We start from the raw sequence: 13,370 nt of genomic DNA, 5'->3' as shown, positions 1-13,370 counted from the left end.
CTGCCCACTTGGCCAGAAACAAAGTAACCAGTTGCGTCAGTGTGGCCCAAGGGCTGACGCAATGAGCAGCTGCGCATGGCTGGGCCGCCCCCAAAGCACCTGCTCCTGTTTGTAAACGACCATGCCGGGCGGGGATCCCTTGGGTTTGAACACCAGTTTCGGGCGAGTGTAGACTACCGGCACCTGTTCGCTGAGGCGACCGCGGCTGAAATGGGCCGCCAAATCAGCAGCCGCCTGCAGATCTTCGCTTTCTGCTACAGCCCCGGGGGGCAAGCGCAGCAGCACATGACTGCCGGGGATCTCTTGGGCATGAAACCACCAATCGTGTTCCTGAGCCACGCGAAAGGTGAGCTGATCATTTTGCAGGTTGTTGCGCCCCACCCAAATGGAGAAGCCACTGGGGCTGGTAAAGCGGTGGGGGTTGAAGGTTGCCGGTGAGGCATGTTTTGAGCTCGCCCGCAGAGACTCTGTCCCGCTGTTGCGAGTGGGACTCTCCAAGTAGCGCTGTTCAATCAGCTCGGTCTCAATTTCCTTGAGGGTGGTCAAGTCTTGGGGATCCCGATAGGTTTCCAGCTGCTGTAGAGACGCTTCCACCTGCTCGAGGTAGAGGATCTCTTGGCCAAGCGCCTCTTGTAGGGGCCGGATAGCATCCTGGGCCCGTTTTTGTTTGCGGTGCTTGCGGTAGTAGGCTTGGGCATTGAGAATGGCATTTTTTTCGGGGTCGAGAGGGATCTTGACCGTCTGGCCGCTGGCAAAATCCGGCAGCTCGATGTGATGCAACCCTGGCCGCCAGAGGTGGAGGTGGGCCATCAACAAGTCGGCAGCCTGCTTGGAGGCTTCCGCCTGGGTGGAGTCGGCCAGCATTGCCTCAAATTGCTCTCGCCGCTGATAGAGCTTTTTCAGCAGGGTGGATACCCTTTGCAGCAGACGGTGGCGCTCTCGCTCAAACTGTTCGCGGTTAAGCTGAGCCTGGTAGTAGCCTTCCAGAAGTTGGTGCAGATTGAGTCGAGAAGGTTGTTGCAGGGACTCCGTCCCGCTAACGGGAACGGCACCGCTTGCCCAGCCGAGAACGGTGTATCCCTGGGGAGTGGGAGCTGGGTCAAACTGGCCTGTTTCCAGACGGGTTAACCAGTCTTGCCACCTGGCAAACAGTGCCTGCCAATCGCGGGCAGAGAGGTGATCGGTGGAGGTTTGCGGCGGGATCCCAGCCTGATGGCACATCGCTTCCACCAAGTGCCGACTGAGGCCGCGATAACAGCGCAACAGCCGTTGGCCGATGGGGCCGGGGATCAGGGCAACGCGCTCTTGCCAGCAGGAGAAGGGCTCGGATCGCTGCGGGATCGGGTCGGTTAGGGCCGGAGGAGCCTCGTAGGGCAGGCCCGGCTGCACTGGACGGATTCGCGATTGGCGCTCGCTTACCCCATGGCCACTGGCCAAGATCATGCCCGCCTCGTCCACCAAAATGGCATTGCTGTGCTTGCCCATCACCTCCAGGTAGAGATGGCGATAAGGGGGATCCCCGGGCCGAGGGGCAAAGCGCAAGTCAATCACCCGTTCCCAATCCTCCAGCAGAGCCAGCTCCGTCAGAGCCAAACCCTTCAGGTGCCGTTGGAGGAACTGGCTAAATTGAAAGCCATCCGGCTCTTTGGGAGGAGGCTGACAGAGGTGGAGACGGGCCGCCTGAGGGTGCCAGCACAACAGCAGGCAGGGACGGGCAGTGAGGGTGCGCAAGCCAATGACCACCGTCCACAGATCGGTCTGTTGGATCCATTCCACGCGGGCAGGCAACACTAGATCCCGACCTGTCTTAGCCTGGGCTAGATCTGCCAGCACAGCGCGCAGGGTGGTCAGATCAACGGGCTGCATCCCTGTTGCTGATACATTTACGCTGAACACTGCTGAACATCACTGTTCAACTATGCAGCGATAGCATTCTGTTTGTTTCCATTCGCGTTAGCGGGACGGAGTCCAAACAGAATGGCGGTATCCCGCAAAGCTTTGAGTAGAATACCCAAAGCGCAGTTTCCGTGTCGTCTTACTACCAATTTTCTGCTTTGCTTTGGCTACCATGTTGGCAGACTCGAAAGTAAACAGAAAGATCAACTGGTAGTAATCCGTACTGAACATATTATACATTATTTTCAGTATAGTTGAGCTTATTATTGACTAGAGTCATGCTCCTTCGCTACGCAATGCTCAGGCGGCTGGTCTGAGGCTGGCTTATTCTGACCCTTGGCCCGCAGATCCGACGCCCCCGACAGATGTTGAGACGGGTCTGGAGTGGCTGGTGAAAAACTCTGGGCAAGTTTTACCGGGTAGTTTCACCACCTCTATCCCTATGGTGCTCCGCACCGCCGAGGCGACTGGCTGGGCAGGAGTATCCAACTCGGCAGAACAGAAGGGGTTGACCGCCTAATCTTCGTCTTCATCTTCTTCGTCATCTCCGTCTTCCCATTCCTCATCGAGATCCAGCAGCAGGGCATAGAGCTGATCAAAAAGCTCTGGCGGCTCATCGGGGGTGAGCAGGTAGGGATCCCCTTCGTCAGGCAGAGCGGCGTAGAGCAAAACGGGATCGAGGGGGGTAAAGATGCCGTATTTCTTCTCTTGGTAGAAAAAGGTAGCTAGCAGTTGAAACTCCTGGGCATCTTCCTCGCTCTCGCCCAGCTCGAACACATCTTCCTCTTCGACTGGGGGCAATTCCCCCTGAACCGTGAGGATGTCGAAGCCATTTTGCTGCAAGGTGAGGTTCAACTCCCCCAAGACAGCCTGGATGGTGGGCAGGGTAGCCTGTAGCTCTTCGGGATCCGGCTCGTCCAGGATCCCTTCCATGTTGGCATCGCCGTTCACCGCTTGGCTGGGTTCTTCTTCCCCTTCCCAAACCAGCACTTTGATCACAGCATCAACGGGAGTCACCAGAGCATAGGTCTGCTCGTCGATGACCACCTGCCGCAGGATCTCGCACTTGAGAGGCTGGTTTTGCTCGTCGCGGAGCACCAAGGTTTCATGGGATTCAGTCATTGAAAACAGCCCAGGGTAGGAAAGACGGGGGTGTACAGAAGCTCATTCTCCCATGTTCTGCCCCCCTGCAATGCTGAGGGATCCCTTCCAGGCCCACCGGCAGAACTCTATGCTTCGGCTTCTCCTTCTGCTTGGGTTAAGGCTTCCAGAGCCAATAAAATCTCCTCTTCTCGGCGGGCGTAGGTTTCTTCGTCAATTTCTCCCAAATCTAGCTGAATTTGCAGGGCCGTAAGTTCTTTTTGCAGGTTTTCTTTGCTATCCAGCTGTGCTTCGGCGCGTTCTTGGATCTGCTCTGCTAGCCAAAGCAAACTTTGGGCCGGCCAAGTCAACAATTGCCAAACCATCCCAGGACCCCTAAAGCAGATGATGAGTCTTCGTAATCCTATCAATTTGGATTCTCAGGTGGCCATTGCCCCGGCCTAGCCGTGAAACTTTTTGTTCCCTTCCTCCCAAGCTGGAAAGACTGGGACACGCACGAAGCGCCAGGGGAAACACTGGCTATTGGTGCTCAGGCAAGTCCTAGCCGCGAAGACTAATCCTCTCGCTGGTGCTTCTCGATCCACTCCATGAGCTCCCCCTCGGAATGGGTACACAGGCGCTCTCCCGTGATTGGGTCTTGGACAGACCACCAGACCATGCCGCTGCCATCTACCCACTGCCGCACCCGCAGTTCATCGCAGGCCGCCAAGACTTCCTTCAAGCTCTGCCAAAGATGGCGCAGTCCTCTGAAGAGCGCTGAAGAGAAGGGATCCCTGCCGCCGTACTCGGCTGCCAGCTGCCGCTCTTCTTGTTTCAGCAGCTCCATCAAGCGGGTGTTGTTGGCCGCCCTAGCTGCTTCCAAACGACGGGCCAGGGAGGCTGCTATGTTTTGGCGATGGCGGGCCAGGAGACTTGTCCCCCTCATTTCAGCGATTGCACTCATAAGGCTGCTCTACATACCAGTACCTCTACACGATCAATCCTACCAAAAAATCTGTAGTCAAGGATACGAAAAGTGCAAAACCATCGGTCCTGCACGCTAACGTGCGGGATCCGATCCCAGTGCCCTGCCTGGGAGCTGCCGGAAGTTAATCCAACAAGGGGCCACCTGAGCAGCTCAGATCAATCGGCGGCTTCCCCGGACGGATTTAACGGGGGCTAATCCACAGGCAGCAAATTCAAGCGGAGCGGCAACCGGAGTTTTTCCGCGTCTTGCAGGAAAAAATGCTTGCAAGCCTACTTCCACGGAGCTGCCACAACTCGGAACGAGCCGACCAAAACAGCTTAGGCAGGAGGTGGAGAGGAAAAGGATGGGGGACTATCAACTTCAATGTAGCCTAACCCTCTCTTCTGGACGATGGTCCGTAGCTCCTGAATCAACTTTTGATCTTGGGAAGCGGTACGTGCTCCTGACTCGGCAGCCCATTCTTTCAAGCTTTGAATTTGGTCACGAGCAATGGCGGCTAGAGGAACCGTTTGGCGGGTGGTGCCCCAGGAGTAACGATACAGCCTGTTAAGGAACTAAGGGGCACAGTAGCAACACTTAGCAAACCAACTTCGGAAGCAGGACGGGTTGATAAGTAATAAAGAGGTCTCCACTATCTGCTCTATGCTACACTTCCCAGCTTCTAGCGAATGGGTTGGCATATCCCTCTCTCCTTCCTCTTGAATACTTGTATCCTATTTTTAATAGGCTGTAGCAACAATGTGAGTCTAAAGAAAGGTGTACTCGTCGTAAAGGGATCCCTTGAACAAAGCGCCGTTCAGGTTAGCTCCCCGCAGGTTGGTGCCCCGCAAGTCGGTTTGGCTCAAGTTGGCTTCCTGCAAGTCTGCTTCTCGCAAATCAGCTCCTCTTAAATCCGCTCCGGTCAAGTCCGCTTGCTGCAGGTAGGCTCGGCGCAAATACGCATCTGCAAGGTTAGCTCGGGCCAAGCTCCAGCCGGAACGCGGCTGGTTGAGAACCCGCCAAACTTGTTTCCACTTGGGATCCAATTGGGTCTGGGCGTCTAGGCGTGTCCCCTGCAGGACGGCCTGGCTGAGATCTGCCCCTTGTAGGTTGGCTGAGGTTAAGTCGGCCCCGCCGAGGTGGGCTTCGCGGAGATTGGCGCCGCGCAGATCGGCATGGACAAAGTTAGCCTCTCGCAAATTGGAGCCCTGCAAGTCCGCTTGCAGTAGGCGAGCTTGGCGCAGGTTAGCCTTTTGCAAGGAAGCCCTGCAGAGGATGACTTGGCTGAGGTCTGCATCGGCAAGGTTGGCTTCATCCAATTGGGCCGAGTGGAGATAGCCCCCGCAAAGATTTGCCTCCGACAGATCCCTGCCCACCAGATCTCGTCCTTCCTGCTCCCAGTTGAGGATTTGCCACACCTGGCGCCACTTTTCTGCAATTTGGGTCTCAGGGGTAAGGTGGGCGCTCCGCAGCAGGGATCCCCGCAAGTCCGCTCCCACGAGATTGGCCTGATGCAAATCGGCGTCAGCCAAAACGGCGCTGCTTAGGTTAGCCCCCATCAGGTTGGCTTGGCGCAAGTTGGCTTGCCGGAGATTGGCCTGGCTGAGGTTGGCATGGCTCAAGTCCGCCCCTTGCAGATGGGCTCCCTCAAGGCGGCTATGGCTGAGGTCAGCGTAACAAAGAATGGCTTCAGTTAGGCGGGCATTGTTCAAATCAGCAGCTTTTAGCTGGGCCCGCCATAGGTTAGCCTGACGTAGGTTTGCTCGACACAGATTGGCTTGTTCCAGGAAGGCTTGGCGCAGGTTGGCATTCACCAAGACAGTTCCCACCAAAATGGCCCGGCACAGAACTGCTTCAGCCAGACAAAGGCCAGAGAGGTCGGCCCCGCTGAGGAGGATCCCTTGCAGATCTGCTTGGTAAAGCCCCAGGGCGCTGAGATTCAGCTGCTTGAAATCCCGTTCCCCCTGAGCGTATTGGTGCAGCAGTTGCTGGACGGGGCTGAGCATGATTCCTTATCTACCAAATCCACCAGGAGATCCTGGCCGCGAACACAGACAGGGTAAGCCGATAGGTAGAGGGTGTTACGGCAGCCAAACCACTCGTAGCGGTGATCCCGGATCTGTTTGTAGCCCAGATCCCCCAGAAACTTCAAGCCAGGAAAGTTGCGGTACAGAGCCAGCCACACCTCCCCGCTCGGCAAAAGGGCGGCAATTTGTTCAATGGCAGCGGATCCCTGCCAGCGGCGCTCTGAGTGCTCCAGATCGATGAGAATCATCCCCAGCTCCACCTGCTCCGGTGGGATCCCCCATTGGGCCAGGGTAGAAGCATCTTGCATGGGGGCATAGCAAAACTGCCGTCCGCGATCCAGTTGCTCCAAGAGCTGAACGCCGGTGGCACAGAGGTTGCAGAGGCCGTCGTAGATAACCATGTAGGGCATGGTGGGATCCCTCAGGCGGGCTGACCCAAAATCTGTGCTTGGTACTGGGCTTCGGTAAGCAGTTGCCGAGGCTGCCGCTGCAGGAACACCCGACCCATCAGGTGATCGTATTCGTGCTGAAAGATCCGCGCCGGAAAATCCTGCCAGACCACCCTTTGCTGAACGCCTTCTGGAGTGTAATACTCCACCTCCACTTCGCGGGCGCGGGCCACCAGACCACGGCAATTGGGCACACTCAAGCAGCCTTCCCAACCCAGCACCTGTTCAGAACTGCAAGCCAGCAGACGGGGGTTAACCATCACCAGAGGCTGCATTTGCGGCGCTTCCGGGTAGCGGGGATTGGGACGAGAGGCCACGATCAGCACTTGGAGCAGGGATCCCACCTGAGGAGCAGCCAAGCCCACCCCCTGCGCCTCTTTCAGGGTAGCCAGCATGCCTTCTATAAGATCCTGCAAGGCCGGCGTTTTGAACTCCGTCACCGGCTCGGCCACTTGCGTCAGGATGGGATCCCCCAATTGGCGTAGGCGAAAAGTCATGGCTTGCCCCAAGCAATTCTTCTTCTCAGTCTAGCGGGGATCCCTGAGCAGCCTAGCGGCTCTTGCCAGTAGCCACCAGTTCCAGGGCCAGCTTGGAGCGCTTCAGCCCTTCTGGGATGGGGATGGGGTAGTGGCCGGTAAAGCAAGCGGAGCAGAACGAGTTGGGATCCCGGCCCGTGGCAGCCAGCATGCCTTCCCAGCTCAGGTAGGCCAAAGAATCCACTCCAATCTTCTCGGCGATTTCCTCTACGGAATGCTGGGCAGCAATCAACTGATCCTGGCTATCGGTATCGATACCGTAGAAGCAGGGATGGGTGACCGGGGGGCTGGAAATGCGCATGTGGACCTGGGTAGCCCCCGCCTGGCGCAGGGCCTTGACGATTTTCTGGCTGGTGGTACCCCGCACAATCGAGTCGTCCACAATAACAATCCGCTTCCCCCCCAGCACATCCTCCAGGGGGTTGAGCTTCATGCGAATGCCCCGCTCCCGCATGGATTGGGTGGGCTGAATAAAGGTGCGGCCCACGTAGCGATTTTTGATCAGCCCTTCGGTGTAAGGGATCCCCGACTGGCGAGCATAGCCAATGGCCGCCGGCGTGCCGGAATCGGGAACGGAGATCACCCAGTCGGCCTCTGCCGGAGCCTCCTTGGCCAGTTGTTCTCCCAGCCGCACCCGGTAGGAGTAGAGGCTTTCCCCGTGCATCCAACTGTCGGGGCGGGCGAAGTAGATCATCTCGAAGATGCACAACTTGGGGGTGGCCTCCGCCCAACGCACCGATTGCAGCCCCTGACGGCTGATCCACACCAACTCTCCCGGCTCCACCTGCCGCAGAGGGTCGGCCCCAATGATATCCAAAGCACAGGTTTCTGAAGCCAACACGTAATGCAGCGGCTCGGCCTCGGGGTGGCTGAGGGTGCCGTCGCTGCAGATGATCTCCAGCATCTCTGACTGCAGCAGCTCATCCAGAGCGGGGTTGCTGCTCAAAAGCCCCAACACCAGCGGACGCACCCCATAGGGATCCCGTGCCCCGATCAGGCCCTCTGGCGTGCCGATCACCAGACTAAAAGCCCCCTGACAGCGGCGCAAAGCTTGGCAAGTGGCCGCGATCCAATCTTGACCTTGGTTCACCGCCTGGGCAATGGCGTGGGCAATACACTCGGAGTCGGTGCTGCTGGTTAGGTGCCGGTCGGCGGCCTCCAGTTCCTTCCGCAGCTCTTCCGCATTGACCAAATTGCCGTTGTGGGCCAGAGCCAGCGGCCCCAGGCGAGTCTCCACGATCACCGGCTGAGCATTGGCCACGCGGCTGGATCCAGTGGTGGAGTAGCGGGTGTGACCAACCGCCAGATCCCCGGTCAGTTGGGCCAAGTTCACTTCATCGAAGACCTGGGAGACCAAGCCCATCGCCTTGTGAACCCGGCAAAAGGATCCCTCAAAAGTGGCGATCCCTGCCGATTCTTGGCCGCGATGCTGCAAGGCAAATAGGCCAAAGTAGGCCAGCTTGGCCACCTCCTCTCCTGGAGCCAGGATGCCAAAGACCCCGCAAGCCTCTTGCAGCTCTTCCCGGGCATACCCCGCCCCGCTGATGTTTTCTGAGGGGTACAGGGCATCAACGCCAACGGCAGTCTGCCCCTCTGCTTCTCCACAGCCAGAAGATGGTTCTGCTCCCGCCCTTGCTGCCATGGATCCTCGTCTTGCTGTCACGCTTACCAGTCTAACTCGGCCCAGGTCATTCCCCTCTATCTGGCTTCACCCCCAAAGGGGGAGTCCACAGGTGGGGTTTGCAAAAAACTAATGCTCTATCTATAGTGTTAGCAGCGTGTGAGACGCTCCTGCTTTTGCGGCTGAGGAAGCAGGTTGGCCGGGTTTTTGAGTTGAATGCCACCGAAGCTCGGCTCTCCCAGAACCGGCAGGATCCCAAAGCTTTGTGTTGTGAGGAGTCAAACCCCATGAGACAGCAGCCCCATAGGTTCCGTCAGAGCTGGACGTTAGCAGCCTCCTCTGTAATAAGGGCCAGTATAGCCGCTCTTCTGTCGTTGTCACTTGTGGCTTGCCAAGAAGATGCCGGCGAACAGCCTGCGGTTACCATCACGCCGATAGCGGTGGTGGCTCCAACGCCCACTCCTTTCCTCATCCCCAGTCCTGTCCCTACGCCGCTGCCCACCCCTCTGCCTACCCCGACCCCCACTCCCCTCTTGAATCCTTTCCCCACTCCCAGCCCCTCTCCCACTGCTTCCTTTGCAGCAGAGCCGCCTTCGATTGCCGTGGTGGCCCTGACGGACGCGCGACAGACAGTACCCTTCAACGTGCTGGTGGCCGTGACGACTCCTGCAGGTTTGGGGGCCGGCATCAGCTTCCGGGTGGAAATCCGACAAAGCCCCCTCACCCTCACCTTTGATTTCACTGCCGCTGCCGTCGGCTGTCAGCCCAACAGCAGAGCCTGCATTGGCACCATCCCCATCACCATTCCCACTTCTGCTCCCACCGGGGATTATGAGGTGACGGCAATGGTGGCGGATACCCAGGGCCGAATTGCTTCGGCCAAAGCTCCTTTACGGGTGTTGCCTGCGCCCAGTCCCTCCCCCTCGCCAACGCCGACCGGCACCCCCAATCCCTTTCCCTCGGTATCCCCTTCGCCCAGACCCAGTCCCTCTCCCAGTCCTTCGCCGACGCCCAGCCCCAGAAGCTTCTAACTCCCTCAGGCAGTCTCTCTTGTCGATTCAGGACTAAGGTAGCTCTTGAAGAACTCGCTTCAGGGTGGCGATCAGGTGTTCAATATGGGCTTCCTCGATGATCAAAGGCGGGGAAAGGGCAATGGTATCACCTGTAGTGCGAATCAATACCCCCCGCTCGTAGCAGCGCAAAAACGCTTCAAAAGCCCGCGCTGTCGGTCGGCCAGGGATCCCTTCCAATTCAATTGCCCCCACCAAGCCGAGGTTGCGCACATCGATGACATGAGGCAAGCCCCGTAGGGAATGGAGAGCCTCCTCCCAGAGGGGAGCGAGGTTGGCAGCCCGCTCGAACAAGCCTTCTTCTCGATACAGGTTCAGGGTAGCCAAGCCGGCGGCACTGGCAACTGGGTGGCCGGAGTAGGTGTAGCCGTGGAAAAACTCGATGGGGCTCCAGGACAGCGTCCTGCTGTTGTCCCCTGGACGGTGCAGGTCATCAGCGGAACCAGCAGCCTCCATGAAGGCGCTGTAGATCTCTTGCTTGACGATCACTGCGCCCATCGGGATGGTGCCATTGGTGAGGCCCTTGGCACAGCAAATCAGATCCGGCACCACCCCAAAGTAATTGGCCGCAAAAGGGGATCCCAGACGCCCAAAGCCGGTGATCACCTCATCGAAGATGAGCAGAATGCCGTATTTGTCGCAAATGGCCCGCAGCTTTTCCAAATAGCCCACCGGCGGCAGCAACACCCCCGTTGAACCGGCAACCGGCTCTACGATCACCGCTGCAATCGTGCTGGCATCGTGGAGAGCGACGATCCGCTCCAAGTCTTCTGCCAAGTGGGATCCCCAGCGAGGCAGGCCGCGGCTAAAGGCGTTTTGCTCCAGGTTGTGGGTGTGGGGTAGGTGATCCACTCCGGGAATGAGGCTGCCGAAAAACTTGCGGTTGTTGGAGATGCCCCCGACCGAGATGCCCCCAAAGCCAACGCCGTGGTAGCCCCGTTCTCGGCCAATCAGCCGCTGCCGGGATCCCTGTCCGCGTAAGCGATGGTAGGCGATGGCCATTTTCAGGGCCGTATCCACCGCCTCAGAGCCAGAGTTGGTGAAAAAAACGTGATCCAGTCCGGCAGGGGTGAGCTGGATGAGCTGCTCCGCCAGTAGAAAGGCTTTGGGATGGCCCATCTGAAAAGCTGGGGCGTAGTCCAGTTGGGCCACCTGCTGTTGGATCGCTTCCACAATTGGGGGGCGGCAGTGGCCGGCATTCACACACCACAGCCCGGCAGTCCCATCTAGGATTTGGCGTCCATCGTGGCTGGTGTAATACATGTCTCGGGCGGCAACCAACAGGCGCGGGTTGGCTTTAAATTGCCGATTGGCCGTAAAGGGCATCCAAAAAGGCTCCAGATTCAGCTCCGCTTGCAGGGCGACGGCTGCTTTTTCCAGGGTTTCTTGCATGGCTGGCCCTCCGGCAGTAGACGAGATTTCAAGCTGGCGAAGATGGAATCCCTGGATATTGGATAATTTTGAAAGGGGCTCCATCCTGCTAACGGGAACGATAGAGCAATCCTAATCGGCCTGGGAGGCCTCTGGAAAGTTAGTATTTTCGCTCCTGAGGGGGAAACCGGGTGATCACCACGGGGCGATAGCTGATCTGAGGGGATCCCTCGCGAAAGGCAGCCAAGGTGTGTTGTAAAAACCGTTGATCATCCCGTTGGGGGTAATCTTCCCGCGCGTGGGAGCCACGGCTTTCCCGCCGTTCCAGGGCGCTGGCGAGGATCAAAGCCCCCACCGTCATGAGGTTGTCCAGCTCCAGCGCTTCGATCAGCTCGGTGTTCCACACCTTGCCCCGATCGTCCAAATGCAAATCCCGCTCGTAACGCTGGCGGATCTGCTGCCATTTTTGGATCCCTTCTTGGAGAACCGATTCGGTGCGGTAAACGCCGCAATGCTCGGTCATGCAATCTTGAAATTGCCGCCGCACCTGATCAATGCGGCTCTTCCCTGATCGTTCCAGGAGCCCGGCAATCCGGCTGGCGGCCTGTTTGAGTAGGGATCCCTCGTCCACTTTCGGCAAGGCTCGACCTCTGACGGCCTCTACCATGGCTGCCCCTGTGCGCCGCCCGAAAACAACGCACTCCAGGAGAGAGTTGCTGCCCAGCCGATTAGCCCCATGCACCGAAACACAGGCCGTTTCACCGGCAGCGAACAGCCCTTCCACACGGGTTTGGGCATCCCGCAGTACCTGCCCCTCCACCGTCACCGGGATCCCGCCCATGCAGTAGTGCACCGTCGGTCGCACTGGAATGGGATCGACAACCGCATCGATGCCCAAGTGGCGATGGGCCTCCTCCCAACAGAAGGGCAGCCGAGTGTGGATCTTTTCTGCCCCCAGATGCCGCAGGTCTAAGTAGACAAAATCTTTGCCGTCAATACCGCGCCCGGCCCGCACCTCCGTAACAATCGCCCGCGAGGTGATGTCCCGTGGGGCCAATTCCATCTGGCTGGGGGCATAGGCGGCCATAAAGCGCTCCCCCTTCCCATTGATCAGATAGGCCCCCTCTCCGCGCACTGCCTCTGAGATCAACACCCCCACCGGATACAGGCCCGTGGGATGAAACTGCACAAACTCCATATCCTGCAGAGGCAGGCCGGCCCGCGCCACCATTGCCATGCCATCGCCGGTGGAAGCAAAGTCGTTGGACGTGGAGTTGTAGATGCGCCCATAGCCGCCTGTAGCCAACATAACCGCCTTGGCCCGCAGCACTTCCAGCCGTCCGCTGGCCTGCTCCAACATCACTACGCCCTGGACTTGGTTGTCCTCCAGGATCAGATCCAGCACATACCATTCGCTGTAGAGTTTGACCCCAAAGCGCTTGAGGTTGCTCACCAACTCGTGTAGAATGGCCTGCCCAGTTTTGTCGGCGGCATAGCAGGTGCGCGGGTGGCTGTGTCCCCCAAAGGCCCGCTGGGCAATGCGGCCATCCGGCAGGCGGGAGAACAAGACCCCCAAGTGTTCTAGGTCGATGATCACCTCAGGGGCTTCCCGGGCTAGAATCTCCACCGCATCTTGATCCGCTAGGTAATCGGATCCCTTGACGGTATCGAAGGCATGAGCCTCCCAGGAATCTTGCGGATCAACATTTTGTAAGGCGGCGGCAATGCCCCCTTGGGCTGCTACCGAGTGGCTGCGAATGGGATGGGTTTTGGACACCAAGGCCAGGTCGAGGCTGGGATCCCGTCGCATAACCTCCAAAGCCGCTCGGCAACCGGCCAGCCCTCCCCCGATGATGACAATGTCGTGTTCCAGCATGGATGCAGGCAAGCTCTCGCAAAGGATTCCGCCACAGCCAGGATGGCGTTTTCCCATTATGGCCGGCCCCAGCAGCCTCTCCAGCAGCAGCTGAGTATAGCTCGTTATCAGCAGCGGTGCGGTGCCGTAGGCTTACCACTTTCTGCTGTAAACTACCCGACTCCGACCGCTAAAGCGGTACGGAGCGGGCTTTCAGTAGCCCTGAGCCTGCTCTGCTCCACCAGAGAACAAAACAGGCCCGAACCTCTAGGCTGGTTTACGGCAGCCCCCAAAAGCGCAATCACCTTCGCACCGTTAAAATCTGCATCCCCTTCCCAACCGCAGTGCCCGCATTTGAACTGCTTACCCTTGCGATAGGATTGAGCGGAGTCGGGATGAATACGCAGGCACTTGTGGCAGATCTGCGAGGTATAGGCCGCAGGGACAGCTACCACCTTGACACCCGCCCTCACAGCCTTGTATTCGATAAACCGCCGC

At 58.4% G+C, this 13,370-nt stretch carries 12 protein-coding genes and 1 pseudogene; 1 reads left to right on the top strand and 12 read right to left on the bottom strand.

Annotation, left to right across the window (positions count from 1 at the left end; genetic code table 11):
• Positions 1-36: 36 nt before the first annotated feature.
• The 9 genes and pseudogenes from ACVWZF_RS02365 to purF form a co-directional block, all read right to left on the bottom strand.
• Complete coding sequence (locus ACVWZF_RS02365; RefSeq protein ID WP_011433720.1) at positions 37-1,866, bottom strand: Rqc2 family fibronectin-binding protein; 1,830 nt, start codon at positions 1,864-1,866, stop codon at positions 37-39.
• Between the two features lie 546 nt (positions 1,867-2,412).
• The gene (locus ACVWZF_RS02360) at positions 2,413-3,018 is read right to left on the bottom strand and encodes a DUF3727 domain-containing protein (protein WP_011433718.1); all 606 of its coding nucleotides are present in this window, start codon (positions 3,016-3,018) and stop codon (positions 2,413-2,415) included.
• Positions 3,019-3,125: 107 nt separating this feature from the next.
• Complete coding sequence (locus ACVWZF_RS02355) at positions 3,126-3,362, bottom strand: gas vesicle protein GvpG (RefSeq protein WP_011433717.1); 237 nt, start codon at positions 3,360-3,362, stop codon at positions 3,126-3,128.
• Between the two features lie 188 nt (positions 3,363-3,550).
• Positions 3,551-3,940, bottom strand: coding sequence for a hypothetical protein (locus tag ACVWZF_RS02350; protein WP_148202750.1), 390 nt, complete (start codon positions 3,938-3,940; stop codon positions 3,551-3,553).
• Between the two features lie 578 nt (positions 3,941-4,518).
• Positions 4,519-4,620: pseudogene (locus ACVWZF_RS02345) on the bottom strand (IS630 family transposase); the annotation flags it as partial.
• A gap of 90 nt (positions 4,621-4,710) precedes the next feature.
• Entirely contained in the window at positions 4,711-5,949 is a 1,239-nt protein-coding gene (locus ACVWZF_RS02340; RefSeq protein WP_011433715.1) for a pentapeptide repeat-containing protein, read from the bottom strand.
• Complete coding sequence (locus ACVWZF_RS02335; RefSeq protein ID WP_011433714.1) at positions 5,883-6,380, bottom strand: thiol-disulfide oxidoreductase DCC family protein; 498 nt, start codon at positions 6,378-6,380, stop codon at positions 5,883-5,885. The genes ACVWZF_RS02340 and ACVWZF_RS02335 overlap by 67 nt, the downstream gene beginning before the upstream one ends.
• An 11-nt stretch (positions 6,381-6,391) precedes the next feature.
• Positions 6,392-6,916: a peptide deformylase gene (gene def, locus ACVWZF_RS02330; protein WP_011433713.1), complete on the bottom strand. Its 525-nt coding sequence runs from the start codon at positions 6,914-6,916 to the stop codon at positions 6,392-6,394.
• A 52-nt stretch (positions 6,917-6,968) separates the two neighbouring features.
• Complete coding sequence (gene purF / locus ACVWZF_RS02325) at positions 6,969-8,597, bottom strand: amidophosphoribosyltransferase (RefSeq protein WP_011433712.1); 1,629 nt, start codon at positions 8,595-8,597, stop codon at positions 6,969-6,971.
• 353 nt (positions 8,598-8,950) lie between these two features.
• On the opposite strand from purF, the gene ACVWZF_RS02320 reads away from it, so the two are divergent.
• Positions 8,951-9,607, top strand: a complete 657-nt coding sequence (locus ACVWZF_RS02320) for a hypothetical protein (RefSeq protein ID WP_148202749.1) — start codon at positions 8,951-8,953, stop codon at positions 9,605-9,607.
• A 33-nt stretch (positions 9,608-9,640) separates the two neighbouring features.
• On the opposite strand, the gene ACVWZF_RS02315 is transcribed toward ACVWZF_RS02320, so the two are convergent.
• The 3 genes from ACVWZF_RS02315 to ACVWZF_RS02305 form a co-directional block, all read right to left on the bottom strand.
• Positions 9,641-11,038: an aspartate aminotransferase family protein gene (locus ACVWZF_RS02315; protein WP_011433709.1), complete on the bottom strand. Its 1,398-nt coding sequence runs from the start codon at positions 11,036-11,038 to the stop codon at positions 9,641-9,643.
• 139 nt (positions 11,039-11,177) lie between these two features.
• Entirely contained in the window at positions 11,178-12,893 is a 1,716-nt protein-coding gene (locus ACVWZF_RS02310) for a succinate dehydrogenase/fumarate reductase flavoprotein subunit (protein ID WP_011433708.1), read from the bottom strand.
• Between the two features lie 152 nt (positions 12,894-13,045).
• On the bottom strand, positions 13,046-13,370 hold a 325-nt coding region (locus tag ACVWZF_RS02305; protein WP_457395562.1), incomplete at its 5' end, for a zinc ribbon domain-containing protein.

The organism is Thermostichus sp. OS-CIW-30 (assembly GCF_054060215.1).
Note: the sequence above shows the minus strand (reverse complement) of the source record. Positions and strands in the feature narration are given on the sequence as shown.